Source organism: Pantoea sp. BJ2 (genome assembly GCF_040255075.1).
GTDB lineage: Bacteria > Pseudomonadota > Gammaproteobacteria > Enterobacterales > Enterobacteriaceae > Pantoea > Pantoea leporis.
This window is the reverse complement of record NZ_CP158292.1, coordinates 1,965,503-1,980,687: the sequence shown is the minus strand read 5'-3', so window position 1 is coordinate 1,980,687 and position 15,185 is coordinate 1,965,503. Positions and strand designations below refer to the sequence as shown.

Sequence of the window (15,185 nt, the reverse complement as noted above, 5' to 3'; positions counted from 1 at the left end):
GCGTATGTCAGGAAAATGAAAAGAGCGCTCCTGAAAAGCGACAGCAGAATAGCGACCTCTTTGATTGAGGATTTTTAGGGGTTAAATCGCTATGGGTTACAAAGTGTTGCTAACGATAATGAGTTATAACCACTAATGCAAATGATTATTATTTACATGAAAGTAAACGTTAACCTGATGCACGGTCATGCATGCGCACCCTACAAAAAATCACGTACCACCTTTAACGCCAGCTGCGGGCTGGTTAATGGCTGACTACCGGCGCTAAACAGCCTGGACGCCGCCGCCATGGAAACCTGGGCCAGCGCCACATGATCTGCGCCCTGCTGTTTCCCGTCTGCCACCGCTTGCGCAATCATTTGCAGATACGCATCCTGTTGACCCGCTTTAAACGCCGCCCATGCGCCAGGAATCAGCTGCACAACAGGATGCTGTTCAACCGGCAGCGTCGCTGGGCAAAACAGCGCTCGCGTCGCCGCCAGTGTGGATTCCGCCGCACACAGCACCAGAGATTTACCCGGCAAACGGTGCACTTCATCGGCCAGCATGCGATCGGTGCGATACACCGGGCAATCATGCCCTTCAACACAAAAACCATCGGCAACCGGACCCAGCGTCGAGCAGGTAATCAGAATCGCGTCGAACCACGGCGTCAGGCTGCGTAACAGCTGTTCCAGCTTTTGCTGCTGAGAAGCGGTCATGCCACCGGTCAGCTCCGCTTCCGCCAGCAAATGCGGCATCACGATATGACTCAGTGCGCCGTTGCTCATGCCCAGTGAGTGCGCGGCGTCATCGAAAATAGCGATATTACTGGCGGCGGTATGCAGGCAGGCGATAGTCATAGAATTCCTGATCAGTGGCGTCTTTCACGGAGGTTCAATATAACCTGACAAAAACAAAAAAAGGCGCCACAGCGGGCGCCTTATTCTATTTTACTGCGATTACTTCAAACGGAATGCCACAACGCTGTCACCCGCTTGGGTGCCGAGCGAACCGTGACCGCCTGCGGCAATCACCACGTACTGCTTACCGTCTTTACCCATAAAGGTAGACGGCGTGGCTTGCGCACCGGCACTCAGCTCGGTCTGCCACAGCAGCTCGCCGGTGGTGCTGTCGTAGGCGCGGAAGAAGTTATCCGCAGTTGCACCGTGGAACACCAAATCCCCTGCGGTCAGCAATGGACCACCGTGCGCCACCATGCCCATCGGGAAGCCGATGGGGAAGCGGCCAGGCAGGAAGCTGGTCTTCAGGTTTTTGGTCACGCCCACGCGGCGCAGCCATTCGGTTTTACCGGTCTTCAGATCCACGCCCACCATGCGGCCCCAAGGCGGCGCAACACAGGGAATGCCGAGGCCTGACGCCATCTGCTGGATATGGATCGCGTAGTCACCGTGGAAGTTTTCGTTCCAGTATGGCGTGCCATCTTTGGTGAACAGGCGCTCGGTGGCGGTCTGCTCGGTGCGTTTGATCAGGTTGTACTTGTAGGCCAGACGCACTGGCGCGGCAATCAACATTTGACGCTGTGGATCGACAGCAACAGAACCCCAGTTGAACACACCAATGTTGCCAGGGAAGATCAGTGAACCGCCTTCCGTTGCGGGCGTCCACGGATTGCCATCATAGCGCAGGCTACGGAAATCCATGCGGCATGACATCTGGTCAAACGGCGTGATGCCCCACATTGACTTCTCGGTCAACGGCTGCGGGATGAAGTTCAGGCTGGAAACCGGCTGAGTCGCCGCAAATTTCTCACCCGCTACGCCACCTTCAGTCGAAACCTTCACCTGGTTTACCGGATACACCGGCTGGCCGGTAAGACGGTTCAGCACAAACAGGTTGCCGGTTTTGGTCGGCAGGATCACCACAGGCTGCTTCTGGCCTTGATAATCGATGTCCACCAGTGAAGGCTGTGACGGATTATCGCGGTCCCACAGATCGTGGTTGGAGCTCTGATAGCGCCATTTGAACGCACCGGTTTGCAGATCCAGCGCCACAAGCGCATCACGGAACTTCTCGGTGTTGCTGTTCGGATCGCGTTCAATGCCTACTTCATCCGGTGAAGCGTTACCAAACGGCACATAGACTACGCCATTTTTCAGGTCAGCACTCAGCGTGCCCCACGCCACTGGCGTGTCCTGCGGGTAGTTTTGACCGGCAGCAATTGGCGCGGTGTTTTCCGGGTTGGCCGGATCAAAGTTCCACACCAGACGACCGCTTTGCACGTCATAGGCACGAATCACGCCTGACGGGTTGCCGCTGTTGAAGCCGTTATCCATCACGGAACCGCCAACGATCACCAGCTTGCCCGCCACCAGCGGTGCTGCGGTTTGCATCAGCGCATGTGGACGCACTTCACCCATGTTGGCGTGCAGATCAACCACACCGTTCTGACCGAAATCAGCGCACGGTTTACCGGTATCGGCATCCAACGCAATCAGCTGCGCATCCGTGGTGGCGTTAAAGATACGTTTACGGCAGATGGCCGGATTCGCGGCGCTATCCTGCGCGGCAACCGGGGTTTCTTCGTAGTAGCTTACGCCGCGACAGGTCTGATGCTGCTGCAGGTAAGAGCGATCTTTATTTGGCGTGAATTTCCACTTCACCGCGCCGGTTTCCGGATCAAGCGCATGCACTTCGTTATGCGGCGTACAGAAATACAGCATACCGTTGGCTTTCAGCGGCGTAGCTTCGAAGGTGTATTCGGTGGCATCCGCATCCTGGCGCAAATCACCGGTGTGATAGGTCCATGCAACTTCGAGGTTTTTGACGTTGTCTTTGCTGATCTGATTCAGCGCCGAGAAACGCAGGCCGTCAGACGAACCACCGTAAGCGGTCCAGTCGTTAGCGGCGCCCTGCTCGCTGTTCTGCTCGCGGGCATTGCTGATGGTGCCTTGCTGCGGAACCGGATCGTAGAAGCACAGACCAATCACCACCACGATCATGATAATCACGGTGCCGCCGAGGAAGCCGTGGAAACGGCGTTCGCCGCGATACAGCGGTTTCACCACCCACGGCATCGCCAGCCACAGGCCGATCACGCCGAACAGGTCACCGCGTGGGATCCACTGCCATTTATCAAAGCCCACTTCCCAGATAATCCAGGCGAGCGTAATCCACATCAGCACCGCATACAGCGCCAGCGCGCTGCGCTGGTTGCGGAACAGTAAAATTGCGGTGATGAGTAATCCCACCGCCATCAGCGCATAGAAGGCGCTGCCGCCCAGCATCAACAGCTTGCCGCCCATGTACAGCAAGGCAATCGCCAGAATCGCGAGCACGATACTGGTTAATTTGTTAACCATGCTAATCCCTCAACCATATTCATCGAAAAACCTCAAAAATAACCCCACATAAAATCAACAGAATTTTAACTTACGTTACCGTTTAGTAAAAACCCGTTGCGAGGTGTGTCGTTAGCTCCGCTAATGAATGTAGTTTGGCTAATGGCTGCCAGCTACCGCCTCGTTCAATCTGTGACTGAAATCACGTTTCATTTTCGTTGAGAGAATTAATCATTAGTGAGGAAAATTCGCATTTTTTGATAATGAAAAATGGCGAGGATGCGCGATTTGGGGGGAATTTGCGCCTGAGACATAACCTTGCGCAGATTTGTTACTACGCCCGCTGTAGTAGAAAACTTACGCTGTTTTCTTTTTACCCGGGAAACGTTATGAAAATCACTTTATTAGCCAGCTCATTGTTGCTCCTCGCGGTGACTTCTCACGCTGCAACTGACCCACTGATCGTCGGCGATCAAAAAGGCAATGCTCGCGCGGTGATGTCCGCCGCTGGCGAGCTCAACAATGTGCCGTATGAAATCAAATGGTATGAGTTCCCCAACGCTGCGCCGCTGCTGGAGTCGCTCAACTCCCAGCATCTGGATGCCGGCTTAGTCGGCGATGGTCCGCTGTCGTTTGCCGTGGCCGCAGGCGCGCAGATCCGCGCCATTCAGGCATCTCAATATCTCGGCAATGCCATCCTGGTGAAAAAGGACAGCGCCCTGCACAGCATCGCCGACCTAAAAGGCAAGAAAGTGGCGACGGTAAAAGGATCGGCCGGGCAAAACATGGTGCTGAATGCGCTGCACGAAGCGGGTTTGCCCGACGACAGCGTCAATTTTGTCTTCACCACGCCGTCGGAAGCGACGCTGGCGCTGGATAATGGCGCGGTGGATGCGGTGGCAACCTGGGAACCTTATGTGTCCTTTACCGTGGCGCAGTCCGGCGATCGCATCGCCATCGACGGCAAAAATTCGCCAGTTTCAAACTATCTGGTGGCGACCGATAGCGCCATCGCCAGCAAGCGTGAACAGCTCATGGACTTCCGCGAGCGCCTGATTCGCGCACGTGCGTGGGGCGTGGCGCATCCACAAGCCTACGCCAGCGAGATCGCCAAACTGCTGCGTCTGCCAGATGCGGTGGCGCTGAGTAAAGTGCAGCGTGAAAACAACGCGCCGGTAGAAGATTACGCGTTGGTAGAGAAACGCCAGCAGCTGGCGATTGATACCTTCACCCGCGGCGGCCTGATCAAACCCGGCTTAAAAGCTGACAAACTGGTGGATGCCTCCTTCTTTAACGCCAACGGAGCCGCCAAACCATGATGAATCTGGCGCTCTACCTCGACTCCGGCATTCATCAGGGCGGCTGGCGCCATCCCGATTCAGCTGCGACCGGCGGCAGTGACTGGCCGCTGTACCGCAAAATCGCCCAGCGCGCCGAAGACGCGAAGCTGGACATGATTTTTGTCGCGGACAAGCTGGCGATTGATGATGTTTACGGCGGGCATCTGGCGCACACCGTGCAGCATCGTCAGGTTGGCTGGTCTGAACCCTTAACATTATTAGCCGGGCTGGCGGCGGTGACTGACCACATCGGCCTCGGCGGCACGGTTTCCTCCTCCTATTCGGTGCCTTACACCACCGCGCGTCAACTGGCAAACATCGACCATATTAGCGGCGGGCGCGCAGCGTGGAACGTGGTTACCTCGCTGAGCCACGCCGAAGCGCGCAACTTTGGTCGCAGCGAGCACTTCAGCCATGAAGCTCGCTATCGCCGCGCGGCTGAATTTATTGATGTCATGAAAGCGCTGTGGGACAGCTTTGAAGAGGACGCGCTGATTCTGGATAAAGCGCAGGCGCACTTTGCCGACCCGGCACGCTTCCATAGGCTTGATCATCAGGGTGAATCTTTCAACGTGCAGGGACCGCTTAATCTGCCGCGTCCGCCGCAAGGTCATCCGGTGGTGATCCAGGCTGGCGTATCGGAAGCCTTTATCGATCTGGCCGCGCAACAGGCGGAAGTGCTGTTTGTGGTGCAACCTAATCGGGAACGCGCGCAGCAGTTTTATCAAACCCTGAAACAGCGTGCGCTGCAGTATCAGCGTCAGCCCGATCAACTGCGCATTCTGCCCGGCATGGTGCCGATTGTCGGCAATACGCAGCGCGATGCCGAGGAGCGTGCGGCGTACCTGAAATCATTGATTACCGTGGAATCGGGCCTCAGCTTTGTTTCGGCCAGCATGAATATCGATCTTTCGCAGTACCCCATTGACGGGCCGGTGCCTGACCTGCGTGAAAAGATCACCGGCAGCAAAGGCCGTTTTCAATATGTGATCGCCAGCGCCATTGAGCAGAACCTGACGCTGGGCGAGATGGCGAAACGCTACGCCGAGAGCTTGTCGTTCCCGGCACCGACCGGCACAGCGGATAGCATTGCGCAGCAGATGATTGACTGGTATCAGCATCAGGCCTGCGACGGTTTTGTCATTCTGCCCACCTACATTGACGAGAACGAAGATCGCTTCCTCGAACAGGTTGTCCCGCGCCTGCAAGCTGCGGGCGTCTTCCGCAGCGACTATCAACCGGGCACGCTGCGCGATCGTTTAGGCTTAGTAAAGCCGGAAAATCGCTTTAACCGTTCGTCATCAATTGAAATAACTTAATTAATCATTAATGCGCTGCTGCGATTATTCCTGGCAACAATTATCATAGCAGCGCGAATAAGTTCGGTTTTATTACAGTTTTATTTTCCGCCTCTCCATTTACCCTTTTTTAAATTGATTAGCCATTGCGACACAATGACTTTTTGAGAGTTTCCTCAGCCTGTTATCCCGGATTAAGCGTGATATAAATCACGTAACTGCTCTGCGGCAAGGCCGCTAATAAAAAGAAGGTTATGATGATTAGCGCAGATTTCTTTTATCGTAAATTACGTTTTCCTTTTAAACTCACACACGCTGCTTTTAAGTTTCCGGTTGCCAATGCGCGAGCCCGGCAATATCAGGTGATGTCGCCTGAACAGACCATTGACCTGCTGCTTAGCAACCACAAGCTCTCCGTAAGCCGCTATGGCGACGGCGAACTGGAAATGACTTTGTTCAAGAATATCGGCTTTCAATCTTTTGATGAACGACTCTCTATTCGCCTTAAAGAGATATTACGGCGCGGAAGTCAGCCGAAGAATCCGTGTTTATTATGTATGCCCGATGCCTTTCGCGGCACCGCGAATATGCGTTTTGGTTCGGCCCTATTCTGGTTTTTTCATAAAGCATTTTATTTTCGCCATTATGAAAGCTTATTAAAGAAAGATTACCGCTACGGCAACACCTCCGTTACGCGTCCCTATCACGATTATAAGGACAAGCAGCAGGCGGTTCGCGTGTTTAATAAGTTCAAGCAGCTGTTCAGCGATAAAAAGATATTAATTGTGGAAGGCAGCGGCACGCGTCTCGGCATCGGTAACGATCTGCTTGATGGCGCGCGGGAGATTAAACGCATCACCACGCTCAATCGCAACGCCTTCTCGGTTTACAACGATCTCTACAGCTCGGTGCTGGCGCACGCACGCGATTACGATATGGTGCTAATGTCGCTCGGCCCCACCGCCACGGTGCTGGCTTACGATCTCAGCCAGCATGGCATTCGCTGCATTGATACCGGCCACATTGATATCGAGTACGAATGGATGCGCAGTGCCGCGCGTGACAAGGTGCAGGTGGCTGGCAAGAACGTCAATGAAGTGGGCGTGTTACTCAGCGACGATGCGCGCGACGCCGACGATCATTATCGCCAGCAGATTTTGCTGCATGTCGGGTTGCCGCAGGAAGCGGTGCTGTCGGCGATGGTAATGCATCCGCCGATCTAATCCACATCGCAAGCAATCGCAAAAACAGGGCATTTTGAGATTGCTTGCGATAACGCTGTTACCCTTCGCGCTTTTTCAGCCACTCCTGTAGCTTGCGCAGTGAAACAGGCGCCTGATACACCGTTCCTTTCCCCTCCTTTAGTGGACGCAACAATCCCTGTTCGGTGAGGTTTTTCAGGCGCGCACGCGCGGTGTTATCCGCGATGCCGAGCCGCGATTTAATCCCGGCAGAGCTGAGTAACGAACCCGGCGCATTCAGCGCGATGGCCATGATATCCAGCTCACCTTTGGCTAAGGTCATATGCTCTTCCACCCACGTCACTAGACGTTCCCGCTCTTTGTGCAGCGTGGCGATTTGCTCGGTGAAGGCAGTCACCGCGCGCATCACCACTTCGCACTGAAACTGCACGAAATAGGTCAGATCCATCTCATCAGTTTCGCTGTAAAGATAGGAAATGCCGTACTTCACCGCCGCGGCTTTCAACAGCTTGCTGATGGAGATGTAGCGGAACGCGCTGTAACCGTGACGAATCAGATGATGATAGAACAGCCCGCGCGCGGTGCGCCCGTTGCCGTCATTGAAGGGATGAATGTAGCCGATAGCAAAGTGCAACACGCAGGCCACCAGCAAAGGATGCGTGCCCTGCTGCTCCAGCCACGCAACTTCGGCGCATAACGCGTCCAGCAGGCTATTGAGCCGCTGATAATCCGGCGGCTGATGAATGATTTCGCCGTCGCGCCCGGCAACAAACACATCGTTATTGTCGCGCACGGCGCCGGGCCGATATTTTTCATCATTAATGCCGGCGCAGGCGATGTGATGAATTTCCAGAATATCGGCGCGCGTCAGCGGCGCGTCACCCAGCGTGGCAATGTGCTGCATTAAGCGCCAGTTGCCCATGATCATGCTTTCATCTTCGTTGCGCGGTGCACGCCCCACCGCCAGCAACTCCATCGCCACGCGCGAGGTGGTCGCCGCGCCTTCCAACTGGCTGGATGAAATCGCCTCTTCCATGATCAGCTGTGACATCAGGTAAGAAGCCGCGTCCTCATTCGTTGGTTCGCCGTTGCGCGCAAAGGTCATACGATCAACCATCGACATCGCCGCCGTGATTTTGGCCGTAAGATTACAGGTCACGGTTTGATCGGCGATCACAAAGTGCTGCGCGCTGCTGCGGCGCTTGAATTTCAGTGCGCTCCACACTTTCTCACGCATCTGACCATCATTGACCCGACGATACAACTCATCGAAATGCAGATAGCGCTCATCCCACTCGGCATGACTGGCGAGGAGCGAATTAATCTCACTGATACTCAGCGAATCAATAAGTTGAGCGGGTGGGCGGCGCAGCTTCATCTCAAGCAATCTCAAAAACAGGGTATTTTGAGTTTACTTGAGATTCGCTGCGACGACAAATGGCGCTTGCAGCACGGTTAGCTGCCATGCCGCTGGCAAAATGCGCGAAGATCGGAGGACTGGAAATCGGCCAGATTCGCCATCAGCTTCTCCAGCGGCCAGTTCCACCAGGCAATCGCCTGCAGCTGCGCGGCAATATCCGCCGCGAAACGTGCACGGATCACTTTGGCTGGCACGCCACCGACAATGGTGTATGGCGGCACATCTTTCGTCACCACCGCACCGGCCGCCAGCACCGCGCCGTCACCCACCGCCACGCCCGGCAGTACGATCACGCCATGCCCAATCCACACATCATTGCCAATAATCACGCGATCGGCGCGACGGTCAGCAAAGAAGCCATTATCGCGCTCCGCCTGCGCATCGTAGTATTCCGGACAGTAGGTGAAACGGTGCTGCGAGGCGCGATCCATCGGATGATTGGGTGCGCCAATCCGTACATGATTGGCAATGGCGGTAAAGCGTCCGATTTGCGCATCGGCGACGCAGCAATGCTCTCCGAGATAGGAGAAGTCGCCCAGTTCGCTGTATTCGATATAGGTTTCGGCCAGCACTTCACATTGCGCGCCAATCTGGGTTTCGCGCATGCGCACGCTGGGATCGATAACAGTGTGTTGCAGTTTTGTCGGTTGCACAGCAGCAAGTGCCATAATCAAAGCTCCGTGTGGTCAGATGTCTGGATGACCGGTTGCGACTGGGCAACCGCGAGCGACAACACTACAGCGGCAAAATGACACTAATGCTATTGTGCGTATCTGTTTCAGGCGATTCGAGGAAAAGGAATGAGAACACCGTGGTCAATACTGGCGCTGTTATGGTCAGCCGGACAGGCATCCGCCGCGCTGCCCGCCGACATCAAAGCCGGTGATATTGTGCAAGTGCAGTTAGCGCAACTCCATCCGACGCAGGCTGCGATTGGCTATCGTCAGCTGGATTACAAACAGCATCGTTATGAAGCCGAACCGAAAAAGCTGTTCGATGATTATTGCGAAAGCATGGGGCAGAAAGGCGTTGATAAATTTGACAATAAATCGCGTCTCTCGCAGCCCAGCAGCTTCAGCTGTAAAGCACCGGTCGGCAGCGAACCGGGCCCGATGAAAACGGCGGTGATTGCGCCGGAAAACGTGCTGTACCTCACCGATGGTCATCATACTTTCAGCAATTTCGCCGATATCGCCGGTCTTAATACGCCGGTGCAGGTGCGCATCACCGATGACTTCCGCAGCCTGAAAACCATGTCCGCCTTCTGGCAAAAAATGGAAACGGCACATCTGGTGTGGCTGGATACGCCAGCTGGCAAAATTAAACCGGACGCGCTGCCGAAAGAGTTGGGCCGCCAGCATATGCAGAATGATGAATATCGCTCGCTGGTCTATTTCGTGCGCGATATTGGCTTTGAGAAGGAGCAGAATCCGCCGCCGTTCCTCGAGTTCTACTGGGGCAAATGGCTGGAAACGCAGCTGCCGCTGAAGAACTTTGACCTCAATAACCGCAACGGTTACGCCAAAGCGCTGGAAACCATCGCTGAGAAGATGACCAGCGTGCCGAAAGACACGGTGATTGCGCACAGCGATAGCGGTCCGCTGACGGCGGATCGGTTAGGCGCACGCAAGAAAGTGAACGAGAAGAAGCTGGAGAAGCTGGTCTCCGACAATGGCAAACTGACGTGGGCTTTTGCGCAATAATCGTGTGGTCGCCATTCATGGCGTAATGCTCGTCAGTTGAGACATGAAAACCCTTAATTATCGAGAGCACACATTGTAGCGGCGCAATTTATTGCGCGATAAATCGCGCCGCTACGGAAGGTGCGGTGATTTGATACGGCGCTTAACTGATCGGCATTACGCCATTCACGGCGACCCATTTACCCATCAGCGACCTTTCAGCGTTAAACCAATTCGCAGTTTTTCACATCCGCCGATGGCGCCAGCAGATTTTTATCAAATGCGCGCAGTTCCACACCATCACGAATACGCATCGGCCAGTCGGGATTCGCCAGCGCGCTTTTGCCTATCGACACATAATCCGCGCCCTGCTCCAGCGCCTGCGCCGCCGTGCTGGCATCACTTAACGCGCCATTGGCGATAATCGGCAATTTCGGTGCCGCCTGACGCGCAATTTGCACCAGTGACAGCGGCGAATCGGCAAACGCCGGTTGCAGCGCGTCATATTCAGTCAGATGCAGATAATCCACGCCGGCCTCAGCAATCGCGGCGAATACCAGGCGCGCGCCAGCTTCGCCTTCCCGCCATTTGTGATGAAAATCATTCACTTTGCCCTGTGAGAGGCGAATTCCCAGCGTAACATCCTTGCCTACGCGCTGGCGCACCGCGGCGATCACCGCCAGCGTCAGAGACAAACGTGCCACGATATCGCCGCCCCAGCGATCGCTGCGCTGATTGGTGTAATCGGTAAAGAACTGGTCAAGCAGATAGCCGTTAGCGCCATGAATTTCGATGCCATCAAAACCCGCTTCGCCGACTGCCCGCGCCGCAGTGTGCGCAAAGCTGTCGATCACCTGCTGGATCTGCTCTTCATTCATTTCGCGTGGCAGCGGATAGGCGCCATGACCGTGATAGAAACCGAGTTGTTCCCCGCGCGGTTGCACCGCTGAGGGCGCGAGCGTGTCCGGTCGATAGATGTTGCCCTGCGATATCGCCCCGGCATGCATCAACTGCGCAATGATTTTGCCGCCATGCTGATGCACCCGATCGGTGATCGCACGCCAGCCGGCGCTCTGTTTAGCGTTAATCAGCCCCGCCTGAAACGCATAGGTTTGCGACCAGGCTTCATCGATATAGATGCCTTCGGTGATGATGGAGCTAAAGCCGCCGCGCACGAAGCGCTGATAGTAGTGCTGCATACGTTCGCCTGGTATGCCGTCAACGCTGGCGGAGATGCGCGTCATGGGCGCCACCATAATGCGATTCTTCAGCGCCAGCCGATTCAGTGTGCCGCTCTGAAAAAGATGTTTATCACTCATATTGCTCTCTGGATGCGGATTATCTACAGAGCGCAGTATATTCGGTCGCCACAGGGACAAAAATGGCCGATGATGATACGTCTGTATAACGGAAATCGTTACAATGAACTCAAAAGATGTTGAGGTGTTCCTGATGGTCACCCAGACGCGCAGCCTGACGCAGGCTGCGCGTCGACTGAACACCACGCCGATGACGGTCTCACGCCGACTCGCCTCGCTGGAAGAAGATCTCGGCGTGCGCCTGCTGCATCGCACCACCCGCGCCATTGCGTTAACAGATGAAGGTGAAGAGTTTCTGCCCTACGCCAAAACCCTGATGGAAACCGAACAGAGCGCGCGCAATCTGTTCTCGCCGAATAAACAGGGCGCCACCGGCCAGCTGCGCATCACCGCACCTTCTGGTTTTGGCCGCCGCACCATTATTCCATTGCTGCCCGCGCTGATGGCGGAGAATCCCGAACTGAAGATCGATTTCCAGCTCAGCGATAACGTCACCGATATTGTTGGGCTGGGCTACGATGTCGCCATTCGCATCGCCCCGCTGCGGGATTCGCGCTTAGTCGCGCAGCGGCTGGCGGATAATCCGCGCGTGCTCTGTGCTTCTCCAGACTATCTGGCGCGCTTCGGCACGCCAAAACTGCTGGCCGATTTGCATCAGCATAACTGCCTGCGCTTATCCGGCGTGCCGCAATGGAGTTTTATAGTCGACGACCATATTTCCAGTGTCAGCGTTGAGGGCCGTTTTAGCGGCAGCAATGTGGAAGGCGTGCGTACCTTATGCGTAGCGGGCAGCGGCATCGCCCAGCTCTCTGCGTGGGATGTGCAGCAAGAGTTGGCGGCAGGTGAACTGACTGAGATTACCTTGCGAGATGCCCAACCGCAGCTGCTCGGCGTCTGGGCGCTGTTTCCCACCGCACGGCATCTGCCAACGCGCGTCACGGTTTTTCTAAACGCCCTAAAACAGGCGATGGCACGTTAATTCAGAAAATGTGAATGGCGAATCAGGGGCAAAATCTGGATGCGGAAGAGGTGGGACTAACCGCGAAGAAAATTAAAATCGACGCATTTCTTGAACTGATTCTGGCAGGAAAGATCAGCGACGCGACAACGGTTACCGCGTTTCTGTTGGCGCGGGCGAAAGGGTTAATCGACTGATCTCTCTGCTTTATTCCAGGTGCGCATGAATGCGCACCCTACGAATACAACATCGATGTAGTGCCGCCATTCAGGGCGACCGATTACTCCGCAGCAATATCCGCTAACACCGCTTCTGCCTGCGCCTTATCCACCGCTACGCCATCAATAAACAGCTGACGCTGTTCACCCGGCGGCAGCATAATCTTCAGCGTCTGCCAGGCTGGCTGGAAGCTGCCTTTACGCTGGAAGTTGAGGTGAATCGCCTCAGCATCGCTCCGCATTTTCCAGTTGAGCCACAGCGCATTGCCCTGCTGATAACCCCAGCTTTCGCCATCATCCTCAAACAGCATACCGTGGCTAACCCCTTTGCCTTTCAGCGGGAACAGCTGCAAGGTGCGGCGATCGTCAGTTTTAGTGTCAACATGACGCAGGCGCTCGCTGAGCGGTAAGCCCGCTCCGGCACGCACCAGCATCGGCTGGGTTTCCAGCGGAGCCGCCAGCGTGATCCATTGACCGCCGCTGAACCATTGCTGGGTAGCGAAGTCATACCAGCCAGTTTGGTTGTCGGGCAGCCACAGACGACGCTCGCGCTGGCCGGGTTCGACCACGCTGGCCACCAGCAGATCGCGGCCCAGCATAAACTCATCGCACTCGGCGAACGTCTGCGCATCCTGTTCATGATCGAGGAAAGTCGGACGCAGCATCGGTTCATCGTCAGCATGCGCCTGCCACAGTAACGTATAGAGGTAAGGCAGCAGACGATAACGCAGTTCAATCGCGGCGCGGATCGCAGGCGTAGCCGCCGGATACATCCAGGGTTCATTGACGGTGTGATCGTCATTCCACGAGTGAATGGTGAAACGCGGATGCATCACGCCGTTTTGTACCCAGCGCACAAACAGTTCTGCATCTGGTTTATCGCCGGAGAAGCCACCGACGTCGTGTCCCACGTTGTACAAACCGGACAGGCTCATACCCAATCCCATGCGGATGTTGTAACGCAACGTGGTCCAGTTGGTGCGGTTATCGCCGCTCCAGGTTTGCACATAGCGCTGCATCCCGGCGCAACCCGAACGGGAAATCAGGAAAGGACGTTTTTCCGGCGCGAAGCGCTGTTGCGCTTCCATCGAGGCGCGCATCATCAGCAGCGGCATCACCGGGCGAATGTGTTTGATGGCAATTGGCGTGCCGAAACCGTGGCAACGCGCTTCGCCGTCCCACACTTCATATTCGTTATTATCGTTCCAGGTGGAATCGATGCCCTTTTCCAGCAGCTGTTTGGTGACGTTTTCCTGCCACCAGGCGACGGCTTGCGGATGGGTGAAATCGAGATGTGAACCTTCGTCATCCCAGAACACCGAACGCTCAGGCGCATCCTCTTCCGAGTCGCGGATAAACAGCCCTTGTTCCGCCACTTCGTTATAACGCGGATGATCCTGCAACAGGCACGGTTTGATATTAGCGGCGAGGCGCAAGCCGGCGTCGTGAAACGCCTGGCTCATCACCTCCGGCTGCGGCACTTTGTCGTAGTTCCAGTTGAACACGTAGCGCTTGTTGTTAATCGAGGTGTAGCCGGACGAGAGCTGGAATGAATCGCACGGAATATCGTGCTCTTCGCAGAGACGAATGAAGTTCATCAGCTGATGTTGTGCATCCGGCGCATCGGTGTAATGCATGGTTGAACCGCTGTAGCCGAGGCTCCATTTCGGGCCGAACAGCGTTTTACCTGTGAGACGCACGAAGGCTTTGGTGACATCCAGCACCTTGTCACCAACAAACAGGTAATAGTCGATATCACCGCTTTCCGCCTGCCAGCGGCGATACGGTTGGTGATAGTTATCGAGTTCATTACCCAGATCAAACCAGCTGCTGCTGAGGTTATCGTAATAGAGACCAAAGCTAACATCGGTACGACGGGTGATGGTAAAAGGCACATGCTTGTACAGCGGATCGGTGGAGGCCGCGTTGTAGCCCATCGCATCAAGGTTACGCATCTCATAGCGCTGGCCATTACGCTGCAAATCGCCGGTTTTCTCGCCCAGACCATAATAGCGATCGTCATTCATGCGGCACTGATAGTGCGCCACGCCATCGCCGTGCGCGTTGATTTGATAAGCGCTGGTTGGGCGGTCGCAGGTCAGCAGCTGCCATGCGCCGTGGCTGTCGCAATATTGCCACTCCAGCGCCAGCGGTTGATGGACGATCACCCGCAGCTTATCGGTGGCCACCACCAGCGTGTCGCCCTCTTCTTCCAGCGTGAACGATGGCAAGGTGAATCCGGCCAGGCTGTCACGCTGACGCCCTTCCCACGGCACATCACTTTGTGGCGCGATGCTCCAGGTGCGATCGAGGCTGTATGCGCCATGACGTTTAATCGCCACGCGGAACATGCCCGTTTCCAGCACATACAGACACAGCGTGTGTTTGCCGTCGACGTTTAACGCCACGTGGTGTGCATCGGAACCGGCTAATGACCAATTTTTTAACGTTTTCATCGTTACCTACT

General features: G+C 55.6%; 12 protein-coding genes. 6 read left to right on the top strand and 6 right to left on the bottom strand.

Features of this window, described 5'->3' with window-relative positions; genetic code table 11:
- Window positions 1-200 precede the first annotated feature (200 nt).
- A complete protein-coding gene (locus AAF463_RS09155; RefSeq protein ID WP_350261910.1) occupies window positions 201-842 on the bottom strand; it encodes a glutamate racemase in 642 nt (213 codons plus the stop codon).
- 99 nt (window positions 843-941) lie between these two features.
- Complete coding sequence (locus AAF463_RS09150) at window positions 942-3,302, bottom strand: membrane-bound PQQ-dependent dehydrogenase, glucose/quinate/shikimate family (RefSeq protein ID WP_271459815.1); 2,361 nt, start codon at window positions 3,300-3,302, stop codon at window positions 942-944.
- A 368-nt stretch (window positions 3,303-3,670) separates the two neighbouring features.
- Between AAF463_RS09150 and AAF463_RS09145 the strand changes: the two genes are divergently transcribed.
- The 3 genes from AAF463_RS09145 (at window position 3,671) to AAF463_RS09135 (ending at window position 7,142) form a co-directional block, all read left to right on the top strand.
- Window positions 3,671-4,600, top strand: coding sequence for an aliphatic sulfonate ABC transporter substrate-binding protein (locus AAF463_RS09145; RefSeq protein WP_350261909.1), 930 nt, complete (start codon window positions 3,671-3,673; stop codon window positions 4,598-4,600).
- Window positions 4,597-5,940 (top strand): LLM class flavin-dependent oxidoreductase, encoded by a 1,344-nt coding sequence (locus AAF463_RS09140; protein ID WP_350261908.1) that lies wholly within the window; start codon window positions 4,597-4,599, stop codon window positions 5,938-5,940. The genes AAF463_RS09145 and AAF463_RS09140 overlap by 4 nt, the downstream gene beginning before the upstream one ends.
- A 236-nt stretch (window positions 5,941-6,176) precedes the next feature.
- Window positions 6,177-7,142 carry a GT-D fold domain-containing glycosyltransferase gene (locus tag AAF463_RS09135; protein WP_350261986.1) on the top strand — a complete coding sequence of 322 codons (966 nt, stop codon included), beginning with the start codon at window positions 6,177-6,179 and terminating at the stop codon, window positions 7,140-7,142.
- A 58-nt stretch (window positions 7,143-7,200) separates the two neighbouring features.
- Here AAF463_RS09135 and AAF463_RS09130 read toward each other — a convergent pair whose 3' ends face one another.
- Window positions 7,201-8,499 carry a Fic family protein gene (locus AAF463_RS09130; protein WP_350261907.1) on the bottom strand — a complete coding sequence of 433 codons (1,299 nt, stop codon included), beginning with the start codon at window positions 8,497-8,499 and terminating at the stop codon, window positions 7,201-7,203.
- A 77-nt stretch (window positions 8,500-8,576) separates the two neighbouring features.
- Entirely contained in the window at window positions 8,577-9,209 is a 633-nt protein-coding gene (locus AAF463_RS09125; RefSeq protein ID WP_280172800.1) for a DapH/DapD/GlmU-related protein, read from the bottom strand.
- A gap of 132 nt (window positions 9,210-9,341) precedes the next feature.
- On the opposite strand from AAF463_RS09125, the gene AAF463_RS09120 reads away from it, so the two are divergent.
- Window positions 9,342-10,244: a ParB/Srx family N-terminal domain-containing protein gene (locus AAF463_RS09120; RefSeq protein ID WP_350261906.1), complete on the top strand. Its 903-nt coding sequence runs from the start codon at window positions 9,342-9,344 to the stop codon at window positions 10,242-10,244.
- A gap of 203 nt (window positions 10,245-10,447) precedes the next feature.
- Here AAF463_RS09120 and AAF463_RS09115 read toward each other — a convergent pair whose 3' ends face one another.
- Window positions 10,448-11,542, bottom strand: coding sequence for an NADH:flavin oxidoreductase (locus tag AAF463_RS09115; RefSeq protein ID WP_350261905.1), 1,095 nt, complete (start codon window positions 11,540-11,542; stop codon window positions 10,448-10,450).
- 103 nt (window positions 11,543-11,645) lie between these two features.
- Here AAF463_RS09115 and AAF463_RS09110 point away from each other — a divergent pair, with 103 nt between their 5' ends.
- Both AAF463_RS09110 and AAF463_RS09105 read left to right on the top strand, forming a co-directional pair.
- Complete coding sequence (locus AAF463_RS09110) at window positions 11,646-12,521, top strand: LysR family transcriptional regulator (RefSeq protein WP_222233486.1); 876 nt, start codon at window positions 11,646-11,648, stop codon at window positions 12,519-12,521.
- A gap of 14 nt (window positions 12,522-12,535) precedes the next feature.
- Entirely contained in the window at window positions 12,536-12,697 is a 162-nt protein-coding gene (locus tag AAF463_RS09105; protein WP_225608150.1) for a hypothetical protein, read from the top strand.
- An 83-nt stretch (window positions 12,698-12,780) separates the two neighbouring features.
- Here the strand turns inward: AAF463_RS09105 and AAF463_RS09100 are convergent, their stop codons facing one another.
- Window positions 12,781-15,174 carry a glycoside hydrolase family 31 protein gene (locus AAF463_RS09100; protein WP_101764455.1) on the bottom strand — a complete coding sequence of 798 codons (2,394 nt, stop codon included), beginning with the start codon at window positions 15,172-15,174 and terminating at the stop codon, window positions 12,781-12,783.
- Window positions 15,175-15,185: the final 11 nt, after the last annotated feature.

What these genes read in the sequence shown, in the direction of transcription:
- AAF463_RS09110 (WP_222233486.1), top strand. Translation starts at nt 11,646, where the DNA reads ATGAACTCAAAAGATGTTGAGGTGTTCCTGATGGTCACCCAGACGCGC.
- AAF463_RS09100 (WP_101764455.1), bottom strand. Translation starts at nt 15,174, where the DNA reads ATGAAAACGTTAAAAAATTGGTCATTAGCCGGTTCCGATGCACACCAC.
- AAF463_RS09140 (WP_350261908.1), top strand. Translation starts at nt 4,597, where the DNA reads ATGATGAATCTGGCGCTCTACCTCGACTCCGGCATTCATCAGGGCGGC.
- AAF463_RS09125 (WP_280172800.1), bottom strand. Translation starts at nt 9,209, where the DNA reads ATGGCACTTGCTGCTGTGCAACCGACAAAACTGCAACACACTGTTATC.
- AAF463_RS09115 (WP_350261905.1), bottom strand. Translation starts at nt 11,542, where the DNA reads ATGAGTGATAAACATCTTTTTCAGAGCGGCACACTGAATCGGCTGGCG.
- AAF463_RS09145 (WP_350261909.1), top strand. Translation starts at nt 3,671, where the DNA reads ATGAAAATCACTTTATTAGCCAGCTCATTGTTGCTCCTCGCGGTGACT.
- AAF463_RS09105 (WP_225608150.1), top strand. Translation starts at nt 12,536, where the DNA reads ATGGCGAATCAGGGGCAAAATCTGGATGCGGAAGAGGTGGGACTAACC.
- AAF463_RS09150 (WP_271459815.1), bottom strand. Translation starts at nt 3,302, where the DNA reads ATGGTTAACAAATTAACCAGTATCGTGCTCGCGATTCTGGCGATTGCC.
- AAF463_RS09130 (WP_350261907.1), bottom strand. Translation starts at nt 8,499, where the DNA reads ATGAAGCTGCGCCGCCCACCCGCTCAACTTATTGATTCGCTGAGTATC.
- AAF463_RS09120 (WP_350261906.1), top strand. Translation starts at nt 9,342, where the DNA reads ATGAGAACACCGTGGTCAATACTGGCGCTGTTATGGTCAGCCGGACAG.
- AAF463_RS09155 (WP_350261910.1), bottom strand. Translation starts at nt 842, where the DNA reads ATGACTATCGCCTGCCTGCATACCGCCGCCAGTAATATCGCTATTTTC.
- AAF463_RS09135 (WP_350261986.1), top strand. Translation starts at nt 6,177, where the DNA reads ATGATTAGCGCAGATTTCTTTTATCGTAAATTACGTTTTCCTTTTAAA.